This is a genomic window from Streptococcus sp. V869, from assembly GCF_054353515.1.
The window spans coordinates 432,307-451,167 of the sequence record NZ_JBTHHW010000001.1 but is presented as its reverse complement, the minus strand read 5'-3'; the positions used below and the strand labels follow the sequence as shown (position 1 = coordinate 451,167).

At 37.4% G+C, this 18,861-nt stretch carries 13 protein-coding genes and 2 pseudogenes; 2 read left to right on the top strand and 13 right to left on the bottom strand.

Annotated features, from left to right (window positions below; genetic code table 11):
- Positions 1-23: 23 nt before the first annotated feature.
- From ACXYSN_RS02290 to ACXYSN_RS02260, 7 genes and pseudogenes are all read right to left on the bottom strand, one after another.
- Positions 24-442 (bottom strand): annotated as a pseudogene (locus tag ACXYSN_RS02290) (hypothetical protein).
- A pseudogene (locus tag ACXYSN_RS02285) lies at positions 423-563 on the bottom strand (phosphodiester glycosidase family protein); the annotation flags it as partial. The pseudogenes ACXYSN_RS02290 and ACXYSN_RS02285, both read right to left, overlap by 20 nt.
- A 53-nt stretch (positions 564-616) precedes the next feature.
- The gene (locus ACXYSN_RS02280; RefSeq protein ID WP_458636005.1) at positions 617-2,575 is read right to left on the bottom strand and encodes an LPXTG cell wall anchor domain-containing protein; all 1,959 of its coding nucleotides are present in this window, start codon (positions 2,573-2,575) and stop codon (positions 617-619) included.
- A gap of 198 nt (positions 2,576-2,773) precedes the next feature.
- A complete protein-coding gene (locus tag ACXYSN_RS02275; RefSeq protein ID WP_441348220.1) occupies positions 2,774-3,271 on the bottom strand; it encodes a YkgJ family cysteine cluster protein in 498 nt (165 codons plus the stop codon).
- 87 nt (positions 3,272-3,358) lie between these two features.
- Positions 3,359-7,009 carry a helicase-exonuclease AddAB subunit AddA gene (gene addA / locus ACXYSN_RS02270; RefSeq protein ID WP_458636004.1) on the bottom strand — a complete coding sequence of 1,217 codons (3,651 nt, stop codon included), beginning with the start codon at positions 7,007-7,009 and terminating at the stop codon, positions 3,359-3,361.
- Positions 7,006-10,257, bottom strand: a complete 3,252-nt coding sequence (rexB, locus tag ACXYSN_RS02265; protein ID WP_458636003.1) for an ATP-dependent nuclease subunit B — start codon at positions 10,255-10,257, stop codon at positions 7,006-7,008. The genes addA and rexB overlap by 4 nt, the downstream gene beginning before the upstream one ends.
- 139 nt (positions 10,258-10,396) lie before the next feature.
- Positions 10,397-11,068 carry a CPBP family intramembrane glutamic endopeptidase gene (locus tag ACXYSN_RS02260; RefSeq protein WP_254725860.1) on the bottom strand — a complete coding sequence of 224 codons (672 nt, stop codon included), beginning with the start codon at positions 11,066-11,068 and terminating at the stop codon, positions 10,397-10,399.
- A gap of 178 nt (positions 11,069-11,246) precedes the next feature.
- Between ACXYSN_RS02260 and ACXYSN_RS02255 the strand changes: the two genes are divergently transcribed.
- Positions 11,247-12,056 carry a Cof-type HAD-IIB family hydrolase gene (locus tag ACXYSN_RS02255; RefSeq protein ID WP_006150716.1) on the top strand — a complete coding sequence of 270 codons (810 nt, stop codon included), beginning with the start codon at positions 11,247-11,249 and terminating at the stop codon, positions 12,054-12,056.
- A gap of 47 nt (positions 12,057-12,103) precedes the next feature.
- Here ACXYSN_RS02255 and ACXYSN_RS02250 read toward each other — a convergent pair whose 3' ends face one another.
- The 6 genes from ACXYSN_RS02250 to glmU form a co-directional block, all read right to left on the bottom strand.
- Positions 12,104-12,364: a SemiSWEET family transporter gene (locus ACXYSN_RS02250; protein ID WP_006150712.1), complete on the bottom strand. Its 261-nt coding sequence runs from the start codon at positions 12,362-12,364 to the stop codon at positions 12,104-12,106.
- Positions 12,365-12,532: 168 nt separating this feature from the next.
- Entirely contained in the window at positions 12,533-14,821 is a 2,289-nt protein-coding gene (gene pcrA / locus ACXYSN_RS02245; RefSeq protein ID WP_458636002.1) for a DNA helicase PcrA, read from the bottom strand.
- Between the two features lie 116 nt (positions 14,822-14,937).
- Positions 14,938-15,633, bottom strand: coding sequence for a 5'-methylthioadenosine/adenosylhomocysteine nucleosidase (locus ACXYSN_RS02240; protein WP_458636001.1), 696 nt, complete (start codon positions 15,631-15,633; stop codon positions 14,938-14,940).
- Between the two features lie 11 nt (positions 15,634-15,644).
- A complete protein-coding gene (gene macP, locus ACXYSN_RS02235) occupies positions 15,645-15,956 on the bottom strand; it encodes a cell wall synthase accessory phosphoprotein MacP (RefSeq protein WP_458636000.1) in 312 nt (103 codons plus the stop codon).
- An 11-nt stretch (positions 15,957-15,967) separates the two neighbouring features.
- On the bottom strand, positions 15,968-16,513 hold the full coding sequence (locus tag ACXYSN_RS02230) for an NUDIX hydrolase (RefSeq protein WP_458635999.1): 546 nt from the start codon (positions 16,511-16,513) through the stop codon (positions 15,968-15,970).
- Positions 16,514-16,522: 9 nt separating this feature from the next.
- Positions 16,523-17,902 carry a bifunctional UDP-N-acetylglucosamine diphosphorylase/glucosamine-1-phosphate N-acetyltransferase GlmU gene (glmU, locus tag ACXYSN_RS02225; protein WP_458635998.1) on the bottom strand — a complete coding sequence of 460 codons (1,380 nt, stop codon included), beginning with the start codon at positions 17,900-17,902 and terminating at the stop codon, positions 16,523-16,525.
- A gap of 157 nt (positions 17,903-18,059) precedes the next feature.
- On the opposite strand from glmU, the gene ACXYSN_RS02220 reads away from it, so the two are divergent.
- Positions 18,060-18,860, top strand: coding sequence for a glycoside hydrolase family 25 protein (locus ACXYSN_RS02220; RefSeq protein WP_006151170.1), 801 nt, complete (start codon positions 18,060-18,062; stop codon positions 18,858-18,860).
- The last annotated feature ends 1 nt before the right edge of the window (position 18,861 follow it).

Sequence of the window (18,861 nt, the reverse complement as noted above, 5' to 3'; positions counted from 1 at the left end):
ACGACTACATTTTTTTCTAATAATTAACCTTCTATTACTTTGGTACGTTTATTAGTTAGAAGCGGATTTATAAATATAGATAGAATAGCTATGATTGCAAAACTAATACCTACATACCAATATGGTGCATCGAGTGTGGTTGAACGACCAGATAAATTGACAATACCACGGAATAGTGTGCCTGTTGTAACAATTGCTACTGCTGAGCTCCATAAATTAAGGCTAATTCTGGACAAATACGGAAGGCCTTTGAGCAAAATTGCTATATTATCCCACCCACCAGAGGTACAGCGAACAAGTAATGCATATGAACTGATGTCTCTCCAAAACTAAATGCTTCATAAATTCTAGAAAAAGCAAAGAAGAAAAGCGTAATTAGTGTATAAGAGATGACAGTTTTTTTAAAGCGTTTTTTGTTAGGATTAATAACCGATGTAGACAATATCACTCACCGCCCTTTCTGAAATTTTGTTTCCTCCAGTCGTTGGCTTGTTAATAACCTGACCGTTGAAGTAAAGCGTAGATGATCCACCACCATCAAGGTTGTAGGCCGTTTTTACACCGTTAAAAAAGTCAGCCCCAAAGGGTTGACTCATGTTAAATCTTTGATTGAGATTCACTTATTATCGTGTGTCTTTTTTAATAGTGAAATTCCAAAGAATCCCATTAGAATAGATGCGATAGTAAAGAATAATTTAGAATTTGCCTCACCTGTATTTGGTAACTGTGCTTGTTCTGCTACAGATTTTGACTCTGCTTCTGTTGCTTTTTCGGAACTAAAAGACTGTATCTGTCCAGATTCAGAACTAGAACCAGGAATCGGATCTACCGTAGTTGTAGTTGTTGGCTCTACTGTTGTAATTGTTGGTTCTACTGTCGTTACAGTTGTCGGTTCTACTGTCGTTGTAGTTGTCGGCTCTACTGTCGTTGTAGTTGTAGTTGTTGGCTCTACTGTCGTTGTAGTTGTAGTTGTTGGCTCTACTGTCGTTGTAGTTGTGGTTGTTGGCTCTACTGTCGTTGCAGTTGTTGGTTCTACTGTCGTTGCAGTTGTTGGTTCTACTGTCGTTGTAGTTGTTGGCTCTACTGTCGTTGTAGTTGTGGTTGTTGGCTCTACTGTCGTTGCAGTTGTTGGTTCTACTGTCGTTGCAGTTGTTGGTTCTACTGTCGTTGTAGTTGTCGGTTCTACTGTCGTTGTAGTTGTTGGTTCTACTGTCGTTGTAGTTGTCGGCTCTACTGTCGTTGTTATGATTTCCTTTTCATATTCATAAGCAATATGAACTGTTCCATTTTTCAACGTTCCAGTTTCCGAATCAGAAGAAGTCGAGAGTCCAACAAGACGATATATGATTCCATCAACCATTATTTTGTCAGGTCGTTCAATGTTATTATCCCCGACTTTGTATGTAACTAACTCTCCAGTTGAATCATAAATAGGAAATTCAGAAATCTTGTTGTATGTTTCTTTTAATTTTTGGTTAGTACCTTTGATAAGATAATCTACAACTACATTACCTGTATATAAAGCCGATACATCTTGGTCAGCCATATCTTCTTTTTCAGATACGTAATAAACTACTTTCTTGTTTGCTCTTAACGTAAATTTATCAACATAATTGAAAAATGTTGATTTATCTATATTGGTATCTTCAGAGATTCTTGTCCAGTCACCGTTATTTGGAGTGATATAGGTACTTGGATTAGAAGCTGACTTGATAAGATGACCATTCCTTACATAACTTTCATCAATGGATGAAGGGTCTCCCATACCACCAATATCGTCACTATTCAAATCGGCAGCAAAATAATGGTTAGAATATTCTTCTAAGTTTTGAGAGCCTGTTTCATAGCTATTAACACCACCTTCTTGACTAGCTTTCCAAACCATTCTAGCGTCAATTGGTAAGTATTTTATTTTCTTTGCTTCATCAATTGGAACTGTAACTTCTACTTTGTAAGCTTGACTCTTATCAAAATTGGTAAACAAACCATAAGATTTAACTTTGCCATCTGTCATATATCCATATTCGTAGTTGCTAGTATTGACTACATAAGGTGTTTTCCCAGATTCCAGTTCTTCAGAAGTCGGTGTATTAAAGGTTTCTCGATCATAATTTTCTGTATCATCAAAGCCAACCTCTTTCATTGGAGCATTGACATTGATAGGTTTGCCCTTTGCGTCTCGTGTACCAATAAGAGTAAATTTTACCGTAGCATCCTTAATCTTAGGAATTCGAATCAAAAGATCATTTACTGTTTGTCCATGAGTGCTAGAACTTATCCTCTGATAAGCAACTGTATAGCTATAAGTGACGTTTTTCCCATCTGTACTTACAGTAGCATTTTGCCCCTCTACGTTAACCTGACCACCATTAGAAATGATATTGTCATTCTTTAAAATTTCAGTACTTGTAGTGTTTTCATCAGTTGCCGAAGTAGAAAAATTTGCACTTGGTGATTCAAGAATGGCAATATTAGTAGTAGCAACTTGTTCATCTGCTTTAGCATTAGTTTGGATATAAGCATTTAATACGAAAAACGAAAGTGATGCTATCCCAAATTTCAACAATTTCTTCATGTATAACGACTCCTAACTAGACTATGAAATCAATTCTAAAAATTAAACTCATAGTCTAAAAAAAATCATCCTTTATTATAAATAAAAAAGATTAAGATTGCAACAATTTATATAAATTCCTTCTTTAAAGAACATTTTATCTATAATCTATATCCAAGAAAAATCCCACCAAATTCTATCTAGTGGAGGTTTTTTATTTTATTCTATTTTTTCTCTTAACTTCTCGACAAAAAGATAGGCTGCTGGACAGGTTAGAGTATTTTTGATTGTAAGATTGTTTATTTGGTAGATTTTTTTTCGGTCGGTATGTGGAAATTCTCTACAGGCCTTGGGACGAACATCATAGATAGAACATAGATTATCGCCACCTAGAAATGGACAAGGCATAGATTTAAAAACCTTATCTCCATCTTCATCAACTTGTAAGAATTCGGCTTCGAAGGCAGGAAGTTTCATCTTAAAATACTTAGCAATGCGTGTGATATCAGCTTCTTTAAAGTCGGGACCAAGAGTTTTACAACAGTTAGCACAAGCTGTACAATCAATCTCTTCAAAAACCTCTTGGTGAATCTCAAGAGCAATTTTATCCAAATTTTTTGGTGCTTTTTTCTTCAAATTTCCAAGAAACTTACGGTGTTCCTTTTGTTTATGCAATGCTAATTGGTGATAATATTCGATATCGATTTCTTTTGGCATAAATTCTTTTACATCCTTTTCTGAAACTAGTATACCATAACTGAAAACAAATAAAAACTACTGCCAAAAAGCAATAGTTTTAATAGGTTAGTTAACCTCGACTACTTCTACAGTATCCTTGCCAAGTAAAATCAGATATTTTTCAACTTTGTCTATCTGATAAGAACGAGATAGAGCCTCAGCATATAATTCTAATTGACCTCTATAACGTTCAATCAGTTGACTTGCGTAATCGTATCGGTCTGTCTTGTAGTCAAAGAGAACAATCTTATCATCGTAAAGGAGATAACCATCTAAAATACCACGGACAACAAAGTCTTCCTGACTCTTTTCGTCTCTTTTTAACATAGAGAAGGGTTGTTCGCGATAAAGCTTGTCCTGATTTTCAACAATCTCTTGACCAAGAGCTGTATCAAAGAAAGACAAGATTTTATTAAGATTAACTTTATCTTTAACAGCAGGGCTTGCTTGCACTTGCTCTAAAGCCTCTGTCAAAATCTCTAAAGTAGGTTCCTTGACAAGATTAATTCGCTGCATGAGTTCGTGAGTTGCACTACCAATCTCAGCTCCTGTAGCCTTTTCAGTTTTTGAAAAATCTGGAAGCTCAAACTGAACAGTAGTCTCTTTTGGTTTACTTTGACCAGCTACTACAACTCCTTCCATATCCATGATCGGTTCATAGAACTTTTTAATCTGACTCGGTGTCTGAACACTTGGAAGATTGATTGCTGCTCGGTGGATCTCGTTATACACTTCCACTTCTTTTAGCATTTCCAACGCATCTTTGATAGCTTCTGACTGACGGTTGTCTGCTTGGGATAGGTCTTGAAGTTGACTTTTATGTTCCAATTCTCCGATAGCTTCTTTGGTTAGGTCTTCTTCACCTTCAAAGCGCACACTAAAGTGCAAATCCTCTTTAGAAAATGCTTGATAGATGGCCCAAATCCAATCCTGGAAATTGTGAGCGTCTAGTCTAGTTTCTCGACTCAAAAGACCTTTTCCATTTGTCGGATATTCTTTAGACTCTAATTTTTCACGTGATCCTTTTCCAACTAGATAGAGTTTCTTTTCAGCACGTGTCATGGCTACATAGAGCAAACGCATGAGTTCAGAATAACTTGCTAATTGGAGTTCTTCTTCATTTTGAGTATATGTTAAGCTTGGAATAGATAATTTAATGGTAGATGGAACATATTCCTCTTTTGCATTTGTAGCGACTCTAGCTACATAATTTAACCCAATTCCATTTGTGCGACTGAGGATAACCTCAGACATAGTATCCTTCTTATTAAATTTTTGATCAATATTGAGGATAAAGACATAAGGAAATTCAAGCCCTTTACTCTTATGAATACTCATAAGTTCTACAGCATTCTTAGGTGGTGCCACAGCAACATTGGCAAGATCATGCTGGGCTTCCAAGACTTGGTCAATCATTCGAATAAATCGGGATAATCCCTTGTAATTACTCTTTTCAAACTGATCAGCTCGTAAAGCTAAGGCATAGAGGTTAGCCTGTCTGGCCTGTCCATTTGGCAAGGCACCGACATAGTCATAGTAAAAGCGGTCGCTATAGATTTTCCAAATGAGATCATAAAGTGAGTGCGTTTTAGAATACAAACGCCAAGCCTGGACGGTTTCTATGAAAAAGTCTAACTTTTTGTGTAATTCAGTCTTAATTAAATCCTTTTGGAGGCTAGTTTGTGCTTGAGCATTGACTAGTTTCTCATAAAAGTTTTCTTGGACCTTATCCTCGGATTTTTGGAGAGCAAGACGAGCTAATTCATCCTCGTCAAAGCTAAACATCGGAGATTTCATTAGAGCAACCAAAGCAAAATCTTGAAGAGGGTTGTGGATGACACGAAGAGTATCCAACATCACCTGGACTTCTAGGGATTGTAAATAGTTTGCTTGAGCACCGTCTGTCTTGACAGGAATACCATATTCAGACAAGGCGAGCAGAACTTGATCATTACGACTTCGACTAGCAGTTAAGAGAGCCATGTCCTTGAAAGGTACACCTTTATCATTATGAAGGTGAATTATCTCCTTGAGCACCATTCGCATTTCACCAGTCAGTTTATTAGTTGCAAATTCCTCCTCATCATCAGAATCGCTATCATCATCCTTATCGTACAAGAGAACTTCTGCCTTGTTTTCTGGATTTGATTGAATATCAGTATTTCCAAAAACAAGCTGGTGCATACCGTCATAAGATATCTCTCCAACTTCCTCGTCCATGAGGTGTTTAAAGACATCGTTCGTAGCATCAAGAACTTCTGAACTGCTTCGGAAATTTTCTTTAAGCAGAATTAACTGACCTTCTTTGTCATCTTGAGCGAAGCTGTGGAATTTTTCATTGAAGATTTGGGGATCTGCCTGTCTAAAACGATAAATTGACTGCTTAATGTCACCCACCATAAAACGATTATGACCGTTTGAGAGGAGTTCTAGCATTCTTTCCTGGATGTGGTTGGTATCCTGATATTCATCGACCATGACTTCGTGGAAGCGTTCCTGATACTCTTGTCGAACCTGAGGGAAGTTTTCTAAGATTTCAATGGTATAGTGGCTAATATCCGCAAATTCAAAGTCATTTTCTTTGCGCTTACGTTGTCGATAAGCTTCAACAAAATCACTCATAAAGACTTGGAAAGTCTTTGCCAAGTTCCAAGATTCTTGATGATAATCTTCTTGGAATTTCAATAAAGTGATTTGTTCATTTAGTGCAATCAGCTTTTCAAATTTTACTTTTCTCTCTTCATTGTAGGCTTCTTTCAAGTCTTTGAGTTCAGCTTTTTTGCTTAAATTCGTGAGAGCTTTACCATTCTTAGCTCTAGAAATATTTACAACTCGTTCTAAAACTTCCTGACATTGATTAAAATTCGATTCAGGCGTTAAAGCACTGATTTCATCAAGAACTTGTTGAACAGCCTCTAAATACGCAGCTTTACCAAATTCTTTTGCATCATTATCCAAATGATGACGGAAAAAGCTTTCTAAATCCCATAGTTTTTCTTTTATAGCATCTGCGAGTTTTTCTTTAGCAACTGTAAAATCAGCCTTTTCAAAACCTTTTAGGAAAGATTCCTCTAGCCAAGCCTGAGGATTGCTAGTAGATTGCAAAAAGTCATAAATCATATAGACCTGTTTACGCAGTCCACGCGCGTCTTTACTCCTACCTGCAAAGTTCTTGACCAATCGACTAAAATTATCTCTATCCTTGCCTTGGTAGTGATGTTCAAAAACTTGTCGAAAAACCTCATTTTTTAAGAGAAGTTGTTCACTTTCATTCTGAAGTATACGAAAGTTTGGAGCAAGATCTAGTAGATATCCATGCTTGGTCAGGAATTTTTGGGTAAAAGAGTCCATGGTTCCAATAGCAGCATTGGGTAAATCAGCTAATTGTCTACCTAGATGTTTTTTTAGTCCCACATCTTGCGTTTCTTGGATCTGTTGGCTGATTTTCTTTTCCAAGCGTTCTTTTAACTCGGTTGCTGCCTTAACGGTAAAGGTAGAGATAAAGAGTTGGCGAATTTCTACACCACGCGCTAGTTGGTCAAGAATACGTTCAGCCATGACAAAGGTTTTCCCCGAACCAGCAGAAGCTGAGACTAGAATATTTTGTCCAAAGCTATAAATAGCTTGAATTTGTTCAGCTGTTTTCTTAGGTTTCTTGTTAGACTGAGCTTCTGCTATTTGTAACTCTTTAATCTCTTCTTGAGATAAAAATTTCATTGCTCCAACTCCTCTCTGATTTTATTAAACCATGCTTCCTTGTCATTGCTCTTAGCTACCTTATCTAACAATCTAGCCTGACCTAGATGATAATTAGCTTCAAAACCTGTAATAGACTGATATTGCTGAACATAGGGCGCAATGCTTCTACCGTTTTCTGTATATGGATTGATAGCAAATTGACCAGATAAAATCTTCTCTGCTGCCTTTTTGTAGATAAGGGCATTATAGTCTAGTAATAATTGGAATTCTTCATCAGATAACTGATACGTCTTATTTTTATTGTAAAACTCTCCAAGGTGTTGCATCTCTTTTTCGAGAAAGAGACCTTGGTATTTCATGCTCTTATTGGTTTCAGTTACTGCCTTTGAAAGAGTTTTAACAGTTTGTAATGACTGAGTTGGTTCAGACATTTCTAAGTACATAGCTCCAAAGAAGTCTTTATTTCCTTCTTTCTTAAGAGCAGCCAAGTATGTTGGCAATTGTGAGTTTAGACCGTTAAAAAAGAGAGGAAAGTTAAATTGAGTTAGAGAAGATTTGTAGTCTACAACACCAATAGCATCTGATGTTTTCAAACGGTCAATACGATCGACCTTCCCACGAACATAAATATTACGACCATTATCTAACTGTACAAAAGCTTGTTCCTTGCCACCAAAAACAGCCTCCTCTTGAATTGTTTCGACATCAGCATTGTGACGAAGAATATGTCCAGTAGCGCGTGCCACATCTAAGAGAACTTCCTTAGCAAATTGAGATTCTAAACTTTCTTGATAAATAGCTTGAAAGTCTCTTTCTTGACTAGTTTCAGAGATAGCCTGTTCTAAACGTCGGTCAAAGGATGTATCAGCAGGAAGTTTCATCGCACGTTCAAAAATACGGTGCAAGAAATTCCCGTGACTTCTAGCGTCAGGTTTCAATCGCAATTCTTCCTGTAAGCCCAATACATACCGAAGGTAATAGCTGTATTCATTTCGATAGAATTCTGTTAGACCAGATGTTGATAGATAAAAATCTTGCTTCTGAGGATATAAAGCTTCCAGTGTATCACTAGCTAAAGTTTTACTTTTAGGACTAGTTGGTAAAACTGGATTTTCTAAACCTTGGTCTTCCAACTTTTTCCCCATGACACGAGCCAGAACTTTTACAAAAGTTAAGTCTTCATCACTTGAAGTGGATTCGCTTTGTTGATGATAGGCAACGAGACTAGACAAAAGACTGTGATAAGAACCAATATCATCTTTCGATAGATTTTTTCTGTCGATTTTCTTTTCGATTTTGCTAAATCCTAAGTTCTGCAATTCCTTCAAATATATTGACTCTTCACTCTCGTCTTCATTGAATAAACTTGGAGCTGACAAAACTAACTGTTTACGAGCAGAGTTAACCAGAGAAAGCATAGTATAACGATTCTTTTTAAGATTTTCCTGGCTAGCAATCATCAATTGTGAACCTTCTTGAGTCACTTGATTCAAGGTTTCTCTTTCTTCATCGCTCAACAAACTGTTATTTTGAGTGATTTTTGGCAAGTTGTTCTGACTTAAACCAAGCGCATAGATATAATCGGATGTCAACGGTGAAATTAAATCATAACTCTGCACCAGAACAGTATCTACTGTTGCTGGAATTGTACGGTAATTTGACAAAGACATACCCGAATGAAGAAGTGCCAAGAAATCATCTAAAGTGACCTGAGAACCTTCAAATACGGTTGCAAATTGCTCCATGACATGGCAAAAAGCCTTCCAGACTTCTTCTTGTCTTTCTTGTTCAGATACCTCCAATGTTTCGGTTAAGAGTTGTAACTGCTTGGTCAAATGAGCTTCCTTCAAAAAGTTGTTCCATTTAGCAAGAAGATTTTCAGCCTTTTGCTTGCGACTTCCTAGTAAATTTTCTAAAGGTGTAATGATACGAAGTCGAAGTTCATTTAATTTTTCTAGATCAAACTTTCCGTGATGTGACTTTGTAAACTCTTGTTTAAAACTAGAAATACCATCAATACCCAAGTAACGAATATATTGTTCAAAGGCGTCAATATCCTCTTGACTAAGATCTGTGTATAAGTCAGTACGCAAGAGATTAATCAGATCCTCCTGACGAAAATTGTATCGTTTAAGACGCCCAATAGATTCTACAAATTGAGTTAAAGGATGATGAGCCATGGACTCACTCTTACCTAGATAAAATGGAATCTGATACTGATTAAATATTGTCTGCAAAGACAGTTTATAAGACTCTACATCTCCTAACAGGATTCGAAAATTCTTATAACTAAGTTCTGAATCTTGGTGCAATTTCTGGCGAATACTACGAGCAACTAACTCTAGTTCTTCTTTTTGTGTTAGACAAGACCAGATTTGCAAGCCTTTTCTATCTTCGTCATTCAAGTCTAAACTGATTTCGGAATAATCATAAGCACTTTCGAGTAGTCTTGAAGTTTTGGCAAAGGCATCAAGTTTCTCATGGTCTTGACAAGCATTTTCTGCCTTGGTCTGATATTTAAAAGCCAAATGACGTAGAAACTCAACACTGGCTTGATAGAGGTTCCCTTCAGTAAAAGGACTTGTATAAGCTTTTTTAGTCGCATAAACCCCAATAACAATTTCAACACCCTTACGATGAAGCAAATCCACTAGGTGTTCTTCTTCTGAAGAGAAACGAGTAAAACCATCAATAACTAACGCAATCTGGCTAAAATCACTACTTACCTTGTTTTCTTCGATAGCATTGATCAGATAGGTTAATGGACTCCCCTGTGAAATTTGTCCTTGATTGAGATATGCTGTTACCTTTTCAAAAATCAAGAGTAAATCAGAACGTTTATCAGCGTCAGATAGACTTTCTAAATCCAAAAAGCTCATCTTTGCAGTTGTCATTTCATGATAAATCTCAATCAGTTGTTGGATGAATTGCGGATCTTGCTTAATAGCCCCGTAAACACGCAAATTCTTAGCGTCTATCTCAGACAAACATTTATAAAAAGCCATACCCAGACCAATATCATCGAGACTAGACTTTGCTGGTATATCGTTTAAAACCAGATAACGAGCCATTTGAGCAAAGCGCGTGACTGTAATCGCAAAAGAAGCCTGCTGACTCAAGCACTCCAGCACGGCACGTTCCTTTTCAAAAGAAAGAGAGTTAGGGGCAATATAAAAGACACGTTTACCTTGGTCAACTAGTCCTTGAGCCTCCTTGGTTAGGATTTCTGTCAAAGAAGTCCGAGTATCGGTATAAAGTAGTTTCATCTCTGCCTCATTTGCTTTTTTTCATTACCTTTTATTATACCATTTTTAAGCTGAAACAGTTTGGTGCAAAGGACAAATTTCAACCTATGAAAGATATAAAAACAGAATAAAAAATCGGAATAACTCCGACTTTTTATTATTACCTACCAGAAAACAAGAGTACCCATAATTCCCAAAATGCTGTAATGTTAATCATGATATGGAGCAAAATAGGATAATAGAGAGAGTGAGTTTTTCGGTAGAGGAATGCTAAAATTGCTCCTCCGCTTGCATAGGTGAAAAAGGCGAGTGGTGTTAAACCTGAACTGACATGCACATATCCAAAGATACAGGCTGATAGTAAAACATCTCCATACCAAGGTGAATCTTTCAAAAATGTATTCATCAGAACTCCTCGATAAACCAATTCTTCTGTAATTGGTCCTAGTAGACAAACAACAAGTAAAAGATAAGGTAACTCTCGTCTCCCTGTCATCTCAATCAATTCATTTAAAGCGATTTGATTGGACGTTGCTGGGGTTAAAAAAGAAAACACAATATCTGAAAGATAACTGACTCCATAAGCAAGAAGCAAATAAACTGGATATCTCCATTTCCACTTCAACTCAAGAATTCTTCTACCTTCGAATACTAGTAAATAAAGAATAGCTAGAAAAGTAACGCTAAACTCTAAAAAAGAAAGAATTTGAAAAAATTCTCTACTAGCAGGCACAAGTCTACCTGCAAAATGATTAAAAATCCACCAAAACCATGTCTTTCTATAAATGATTACTAACAAGGCTAGTAAAATCTGTACTGTTCTTCTTTTCATGAACCTCTGCTTTTTTATACTTTACTCTATAATATTAAATGCTCGCAAATTTAGTATATCATATTTTTGTTATCTATCTAGTAAAAATCCTAAAAAGAAATAGCATGTCTCCTTACTTTAGCCTTATTGGTCTAAAATATGCTATAATATAGGCAAAACACGTAAAAAGGTAAATACTATGATTAAATTACTTGCCCTAGATATGGATGGTACTCTTCTCAACGAAGCTAAGGAAATTCCTCAGGCTCATATTGATGCCATTCATAAGGCTATCGAAAAAGGTGTCAAACTGGTCCTCTGTACTGGTCGTCCTCTCTTTGGAGTTCTTCCCTACTATAAAAAACTAGGTCTTGATTTGCAGAATGAATACGTTATTGTCAACAATGGTTGTTCTACCCACCAAACTAGTGACTGGGGCCTTGTTGACTGGCGAGAACTTAGTAAATCTGACATCGAATACCTGAATGAACTTGCTGAAAAGAGTGAGGTCCAGTTGACTCTCTTTGACGAGGAACACTACTTCGTTCTCGGAGGCAAACCAAATCCTATTGTTCAATATGATGCTACACTTGTCTTTGCTGACCTGACTGAAATCTCACTGGAAGAAGCTACTAGCGGGAAATATCGCATGTTCCAAGGCATGTTCTTAGGCACAAAAGAGCAAACAGATGATTTTGAACAACGATTTGCTGATGAACTTTGTCAGAGATTTAGCGGTGTTCGTTCTCAACCTGTTATCTATGAGGCGATGCCACTTGGCACAACCAAGGCTTCTGCTCTTTCTCGCTTGGCTGAGATTTTGGATATCCAACCTTCTGAAATCATGGCAATGGGTGATGCCAATAACGACATTGAGATGTTGGAGTTTGCAGGGTTAGGGATTGCTATGGGAAATGCCAGCGACTACGTCAAATCTCTCGCGGATGCCGTAACAACTAGCAACGAAGAAGAGGGCGTTGCACGCGCTATTGAAAAATATATTTTGTAAACAAATAAAAGCAACCAGCAGAACATTCTGCTAGTTGCTTTTTATTTTTAAAATAAAGCTGTCAAAGCTGTGATAATCCCAAAAACAATACCTGGTGCATTAGCTGCTGCCAAAGGAATATCACGTTCTTTTTTAAAGAGTCCGTAGTAAACCCAAAGACTACAGTTAATTGCAGCTACTGCTGGCTGAATAAAGTTTCCCTTTTGACCTGCAAGGTTGTTCATAATTTGTGGAATATATGAGATATACATCATCACAGACATAAAGGTTGCAATCCAACCCAACGTTTTCATTTGCTTTTCAGTCATTTTCTTCTCCTTTCGACTTAGAACCACTGTATTATACACTATTTTTCAAATTCATGTAAGCAAAAGTTTCCATTATTATGAAAACGTAAATTATTACAATCATGTGATAAGATAATCATCAAAAATCCCTCTGAATATTACAGAGGGATTTTTATTCGTTAAGAAAACTTACTTTTTCTCAATCGGTGCTACACTGGCTAAGAGTTTTTTGAGACCAACCTCTGGAAAATTGATTTTCAATTCCTGTGTTGATCCACTGCCTGAAACTTCCAGAACAGTTCCTTCGCCCCATTTTTTATGAAGGGCAATATCCCCAACAGACCAGTTTGTATCACTAGAATCTTGCTTATTCCCAGCCGCAAATTGTCCAAATGGTAAACCACTTGATTGGATCGATGTAGGAGCAGCATTCCGCTTTCGTTCTTGAAGCGCCTGAGCGAGACTCATTCCTTTACCAAATGCTGTTCCTCCGCCACTATAAGACGCTTTAAAACTTGTATTAGCCGGACGTGCTAATCCTTGATAGATCAACAAATCTGAACTAATCTCATTGATAAAGCGTGTGGGACGATTGTAACTAGTACGTCCGAATAGCAAGCGAGAGCTTGCATTGGTCAGATAAAGAATTTTCTCGGCGCGTGTGATTCCTACATAAGCCAAACGACGTTCTTCTTCTAATTCATCTGGATCTTCAGTAGCGCGACTGAGTGGGAAAACATTTTCCTCCATACCAATGATAAAGACAACAGGAAACTCAAGCCCTTTGGCCGCGTGAAGAGTCATCAAGGTTACTTCAGATGTCTCTTGGCTACCAGAGTCCGTATCTGCTATCAAAGCCAAGTCGTTCAGGAATCGACTAAGTTTATCTAGTCCTGTTTCCTCTTCATCACTTTCAGGATCATCATCGAAGTTTTTCGTAACAGAGAGGAACTCCTCGATATTTTCAACCCGAGCCTTACTTTCCAAGGTTGCTTGGGCCTTAAGTAAATCAACGTAACCTGTTTTTTCTAATACTGCTTCTACCAACTCAGTGATTGAAAGTCGATCCAGTTGTTCACGCAAATCGAGAATCATATTAGCGAAGTCCCAAATAGATTGAGCAGCTTTCCCCTTGATACCAGACAACATGATATTTGAAGAGGCATCTAACATAGACATTTCTTGCATGTTCGCAAAGTCACGAATCTTCTCAACAGTTCCTGGGCCAATACCACGTTTTGGTTCGTTGATAATGCGTTCAAAACTGATATTGTCACTCAAATTAGCAATAAGATTGAGGTAAGCAATAATATCACGAATTTCCTTACGACTGTAGAATTTTGTTCCACCAACCATGGTATACGGAATATTTGACTTAAGCAATGCTTCTTCAATGGTTCGTGACTGGGCATTGGTACGATAGAGTACGGCAAAATCCTTATGGAGTAAGTGTTGACTGCGACAAAGTTCATCAATCGTTTTAGCTACAAATACAGCTTCGTCCTGTTCATCATTAGCACGATAGTAAATGATTTGTTCCCCATCTGCATTTTGAGTCCAAAGGTTCTTAGGACGACGGTTTTTATTATTTTTGATAACATCGTTGGCAGCTTGTAGGATGGTCTTAGTGGAACGATAATTTTCCTCTAACAAGACTACCTTAGCATCTGGATAATCTTTTTCAAAATCTAGGATATTTTGCATATCAGCGCCACGCCAACCGTAAATAGACTGGTCTGCATCCCCAACCACACAGATATTTTTGAAACGAGAAGCTAAGAGTTTAACAAGTTGATATTGAGCGTGGTTTGTATCTTGATACTCATCAACATGAATATACTGAAACTTTTGTTGGTAGTAGGTCAAGACATCAGGATTTTGGTCAAAAAGACGTAAGGTCAACATAATCAAATCATCAAAATCCACCGACTCTGACTGACGAAGCTCCTTTTGGTATGCAGTATAACATTTAGCCACAATATCAGTATACAAATCTCCAGCTTGAGCAGCATAAGCCACATCATCAATCAGGTCATTCTTAGCATTAGAAATAGTTCCTAAAATAGTACGTTCATTCCATTTTTTAGGATCTAAGTTTAATTGTTTTAAGATGCGCTTCATCAGTGTTCGTTGCTCACCTGGATCGATGATTGTAAAATTACGATTATAGCCAATATGATCTGCATCCCGACGTAAGATACGAACACACATGGAGTGAAAGGTCGCAATTAAACAATCCTGGGTAGCTGGATTCAAACCATAGGCACGCTCCTTCATTTCACGAGCGGCCTTATTGGTAAAGGTAATAGCTAGGATATTCCATGGATTGACCATCTTTTCATCAATCAAGTAAGCAATACGATGGGTTAAAACTCGTGTTTTCCCAGAACCAGCCCCTGCCATGATTAGCAGTGGACCTTCTGTATTCTGTACCGCTTCTGCTTGGCGGTCATTCATACCGTTTAATAAAGGGTTCATTTTCTCTTCCTATTCTTCAAATCAATGTTTCTATTATATCAAAAAAGACGGAAAATAACTCGGACTTGGACGAGCTTATTTTACAAAAAAGAACACCAAGCAGTGTTCTTTGTATTTTAATCATGAATTGATTCTAAGAGTGTCAAGAGTGCTTGTGCTGAGCGACGTCCAGCTTCTACGATAAATTCATCAAAAGAAATAGAAGCTTCATGGTTAGCATTATCACTCATGGCACGAACAACCAAGAATGGTAGTTCCAAGGCATGTGCTGCCTGAGCAATAGCTGCTCCTTCCATCTCTACTGCAAGAACCTGAGGAAAATGTTCTTTTATCGTTGCAATCTTATCATCACCAGCTACAAAACTGTCTCCAGTCACAATCAAACCTAAATGCCAATTTTGATCAAGTTTAGACAAGCTCTCTTGAATCAAAGTAACAAACTTTTTGTCTGATTCAAAGTAAAGTGGTTGTTGGGCCATTTGACCGTATTCATAACCAAAAGCAGTCACATCAACATCGTGGTAGGCTAGTTTTTTAGCAATCACTACATCTCCTACTGAGATGCCTTCAGCAAGGGCACCCGCTGAACCCGTATTGATGACAGCATCCACTTTAAAGTGATCAGCTAAGATTACGACACTCATGGCAGCCATGACTTTTCCAATACCACTCTCCACTAATACAAGCTCAACAGCCCCAATCCTTCCAGTGTGATAAGTTTTGCCCAATACCATTTCTTCACTGGCATTCTCCAAGTGTTGAATCAGGTAGGCAAGTTCTTCTGGCATCGCTGCAATAATACCTATTTTCATGACATCCCCCATTAAATAAATCTCATTGCTAAAACTAGCAGAATCAAGAGAAGAATAACAGCAAATAGAATCTTATTCAATTTAGAGTTAAAGACATTTCTCTTGGTATTTTCGATTCGACGACTCTTATGGATTTGAGGTTCAACCTCAATCGTTAAAGTATCTTGACTAAATCCATGATCACTTGAACGTGAAGCTCTATAATGTTGAGATGAAGTTGACAATATCTTGGTTTCTTGATCATCCACTAAAGTCGGACCAGAGATGTCTTCACCACGATTAGCGCGTTCAATCATTTCGTCTGTTAATAAAGGTTTTCCCATGGGTTCCTCCACTATTTTTCTTGTAATTCCCAGTACTGGATGGCCATGATAGTTTTGGCATCACAAATATCACCAGACTGGATGAGTTGTTTTGCTTGTTCAAGGCTAACTTCTAGTAATTCTAAAGTTTCATCTTCATCTTGTGGACGTGGATTTTCGACTTTGGATAGGTTGCTTGCCAAGTACAGTTTCAATCTTTCATTACAAAATCCAATAGCTGAATAGAAATCATATAAAAGAGTCAAATCTCCTGTATAGGCAGCTTCTTCTTCTAATTCACGAAAAGCTGCTGCTTCTGGATCTGCATTTTCACCGACTTCTAATTTTCCAGCAGGAATTTCGTAAGAAACTTTTTCAATTGCCTTGCGATATTGCTTCACTAAGACAATCTTGTTTTCTTGAGTAACTGCAAGAACACATACTGCACCGTTATGGAAAATCAAATCGCGTTGAGCCGTCCCTTTTCCTGAAGGAAGCTCAACCTGGTCTTGAACTAATTGGAAAATAGGACCTTTATAGATTTCTTTTCGACTAATCGTCTTCTCTTCAAATTCCATGGTTAGCTCCTATTTGTTTTTAGGATGGTGAGGGAGACGAGTTGCATATTCGTCCTTATTAATTTGACGGCCTCGCCCGATAGCAATTGCATCAGCAGGCACATCTTTAGTAATTGTTGAACCTGCACCAACAAGAGAGTTATCCCCTAGTTCTACTGGAGCGATAATCGTTGAATTTGATCCGACAAAGACATTGTTACCGATGACAGTTTTAAACTTGTGTTGACCATCGTAATTCACAGTGATTGTTCCAGCACCAAAATTGACATCACTTCCAACTTCACAGTTTCCAATATAAGTCAAATGACCCGCTTTGGTATTTTCGCCAATAGAAGAACCTTTCACCTCAACAAAGTTTCCAATATGAACATCCTTAGCTAGGCTAGAACCTGGACGAATATGAGCGTAAGGGCCAACTGTAACGCCATCTGCTACTGTGCTTCCCTCAATCATAGAATTGGTAATTACAGCACCAGAACCTACCGTACTATCAACGATATAAGTTCCGTTGGTTAAAATAGTTTCTGCACCAATCTTACTAGAACCTTTAAGGGTTACATTCGCTTCAATTTGAACGTCAGGGGCAATTTCGACATCAACATCAATATAAGTCGCATCTGGATTTACAAAACTAACACCATTGACCATGTGAGTTTGGTTAATACGACGACGCATAACAGCTTCTGCTGTAGCTAGTGCCACACGGTCATTTACACCGAGACTTTCATCAAAGTCTTTCAGAGTATAAGCTCCAACTTTCTCACCGGCTTCACGGAAAATACCAATTACATCAGTAATATAGTATTCACCTTGAGCGTTATTCGTATTGATATTCTTAAGAGCCTCAAACAGACGAGCATTATCAAAAACATAAGTTCCTGTATTAATTTCTTTGATTTGTTTTTCAAAGTCAGTCGCGTCTTTTTGTTCAACAATACGGAGCACTTCGGCGTTGTCATTACGAACAATACGTCCATAACCAAATGGGTCGTCAGCTTCTGCAGTTAAGATTGTAGCTACATTCTTGTGGTTTACATGGAAATCAATCAAGTTCTTTAGACTTTCACCAGTGATTAAAGGTGTATCTCCAGCGATAACCAATGTTTGTCCAGAAAGACCCTCAAGAATTGGCTCAGCCATCATTACTGCATGACCAGTTCCCAATTGCTCAGACTGTCTCACAAAATCAGTTTGACCAGCTAACACTTGCTCAACCAACTCTGCTTTATGTCCAACAACTGTAACAGTCTTTTCTGGGTCAATTGCACCTACACTACGAAAAACATGCTCAAGCATTGAAATTCCCGCAACCTTGTGCATAACCTTCGGTAAATCTGATTTCATACGGGTACCCTTACCCGCTGCTAAAATAATTGCATAATTTGCCATATTTTTCTCTTTTCTATAGAATTTCCATTACATTATACCATATTTTACCTCTTCAAAGATAAAATTGTATAAAACAAATGGAGACTTATTGCTTCAAACTGCTAGTTTTGAGTGTTTTTTTTGATTTTTTAACATATTTACGATAAACTAGAGAGGTATGAGAAAAAAAATTCGTCCAGCTTTTATAGTTATTATATTTGCTGCTTTTATAGGACTCTTGATTCTCAATCGTCCACGATTCGAAGAACACCCTGTAAAAACTAAACAAAATCCAGTACAAATAGAAACACAAGCTCTACATAACTTGGATAAGCCTATCATCGATATCTCTGGCTGGCAAAGACCTTCAGAAATCAACTATGATATTTTATCTCAAAACATCTCTGGTGCGATTGTTCGAGTTCACGGAGGAAACCAGATCACTACTGAGAACGATGCATCTTATACAAATGGAATAGATAAAGCTTATAAAAGTCATATTTCAGAGTTTCAAAAACGAAATATCCCAGTTGCTGTATATGCATACGTTTCTGGAAAAAGTGTAGAGGAAATGGAAAAAGCAGCTGAATCATTTTATAATTCAGCCTCGCCTTATAACCCTAGTTACTATTGGTTAGATGTCGAAGAAAAAACCATGTCTGATATGAACAAAGGGGTTGAAGCTTTCCGTGCTAAACTAGAATCACTTGGTGCTAAAAACATCGGTATCTATATTGGTGTTTACTTCATGCAAGAACATAGCATCAGTACAGATAAATTTTCTGCTATTTGGATTCCTTCTTATGGACTTGACTCAGGTTACTTTGAAAGTTCACCAAATACAGAACTTGACTTTGATCTTCACCAATATACCTCAAAAGGAAAAATAGTAGGATTTGAACATCATTTAGACTTAAACATCATTTCCTTATCAAAAGATAAGGAAGAGACATTTAGAAAGTTATTCTTAAAACCTTAAA

Bases quoted from the DNA above. Each gene is read 5' to 3' on its own strand.
- ACXYSN_RS02280 (WP_458636005.1), bottom strand. From the start codon at position 2,575: ATGAAGAAATTGTTGAAATTTGGGATAGCATCACTTTCGTTTTTCGTA.
- ACXYSN_RS02275 (WP_441348220.1), bottom strand. From the start codon at position 3,271: ATGCCAAAAGAAATCGATATCGAATATTATCACCAATTAGCATTGCAT.
- addA (WP_458636004.1), bottom strand. From the start codon at position 7,009: ATGAAATTTTTATCTCAAGAAGAGATTAAAGAGTTACAAATAGCAGAA.
- rexB (WP_458636003.1), bottom strand. From the start codon at position 10,257: ATGAAACTACTTTATACCGATACTCGGACTTCTTTGACAGAAATCCTA.
- ACXYSN_RS02260 (WP_254725860.1), bottom strand. From the start codon at position 11,068: ATGAAAAGAAGAACAGTACAGATTTTACTAGCCTTGTTAGTAATCATT.
- ACXYSN_RS02255 (WP_006150716.1), top strand. From the start codon at position 11,247: ATGATTAAATTACTTGCCCTAGATATGGATGGTACTCTTCTCAACGAA.
- ACXYSN_RS02250 (WP_006150712.1), bottom strand. From the start codon at position 12,364: ATGACTGAAAAGCAAATGAAAACGTTGGGTTGGATTGCAACCTTTATG.
- pcrA (WP_458636002.1), bottom strand. From the start codon at position 14,821: ATGAACCCTTTATTAAACGGTATGAATGACCGCCAAGCAGAAGCGGTA.
- ACXYSN_RS02240 (WP_458636001.1), bottom strand. From the start codon at position 15,633: ATGAAAATAGGTATTATTGCAGCGATGCCAGAAGAACTTGCCTACCTG.
- macP (WP_458636000.1), bottom strand. From the start codon at position 15,956: ATGGGAAAACCTTTATTAACAGACGAAATGATTGAACGCGCTAATCGT.
- ACXYSN_RS02230 (WP_458635999.1), bottom strand. From the start codon at position 16,513: ATGGAATTTGAAGAGAAGACGATTAGTCGAAAAGAAATCTATAAAGGT.
- glmU (WP_458635998.1), bottom strand. From the start codon at position 17,902: ATGGCAAATTATGCAATTATTTTAGCAGCGGGTAAGGGTACCCGTATG.
- ACXYSN_RS02220 (WP_006151170.1), top strand. From the start codon at position 18,060: ATGAGAAAAAAAATTCGTCCAGCTTTTATAGTTATTATATTTGCTGCT.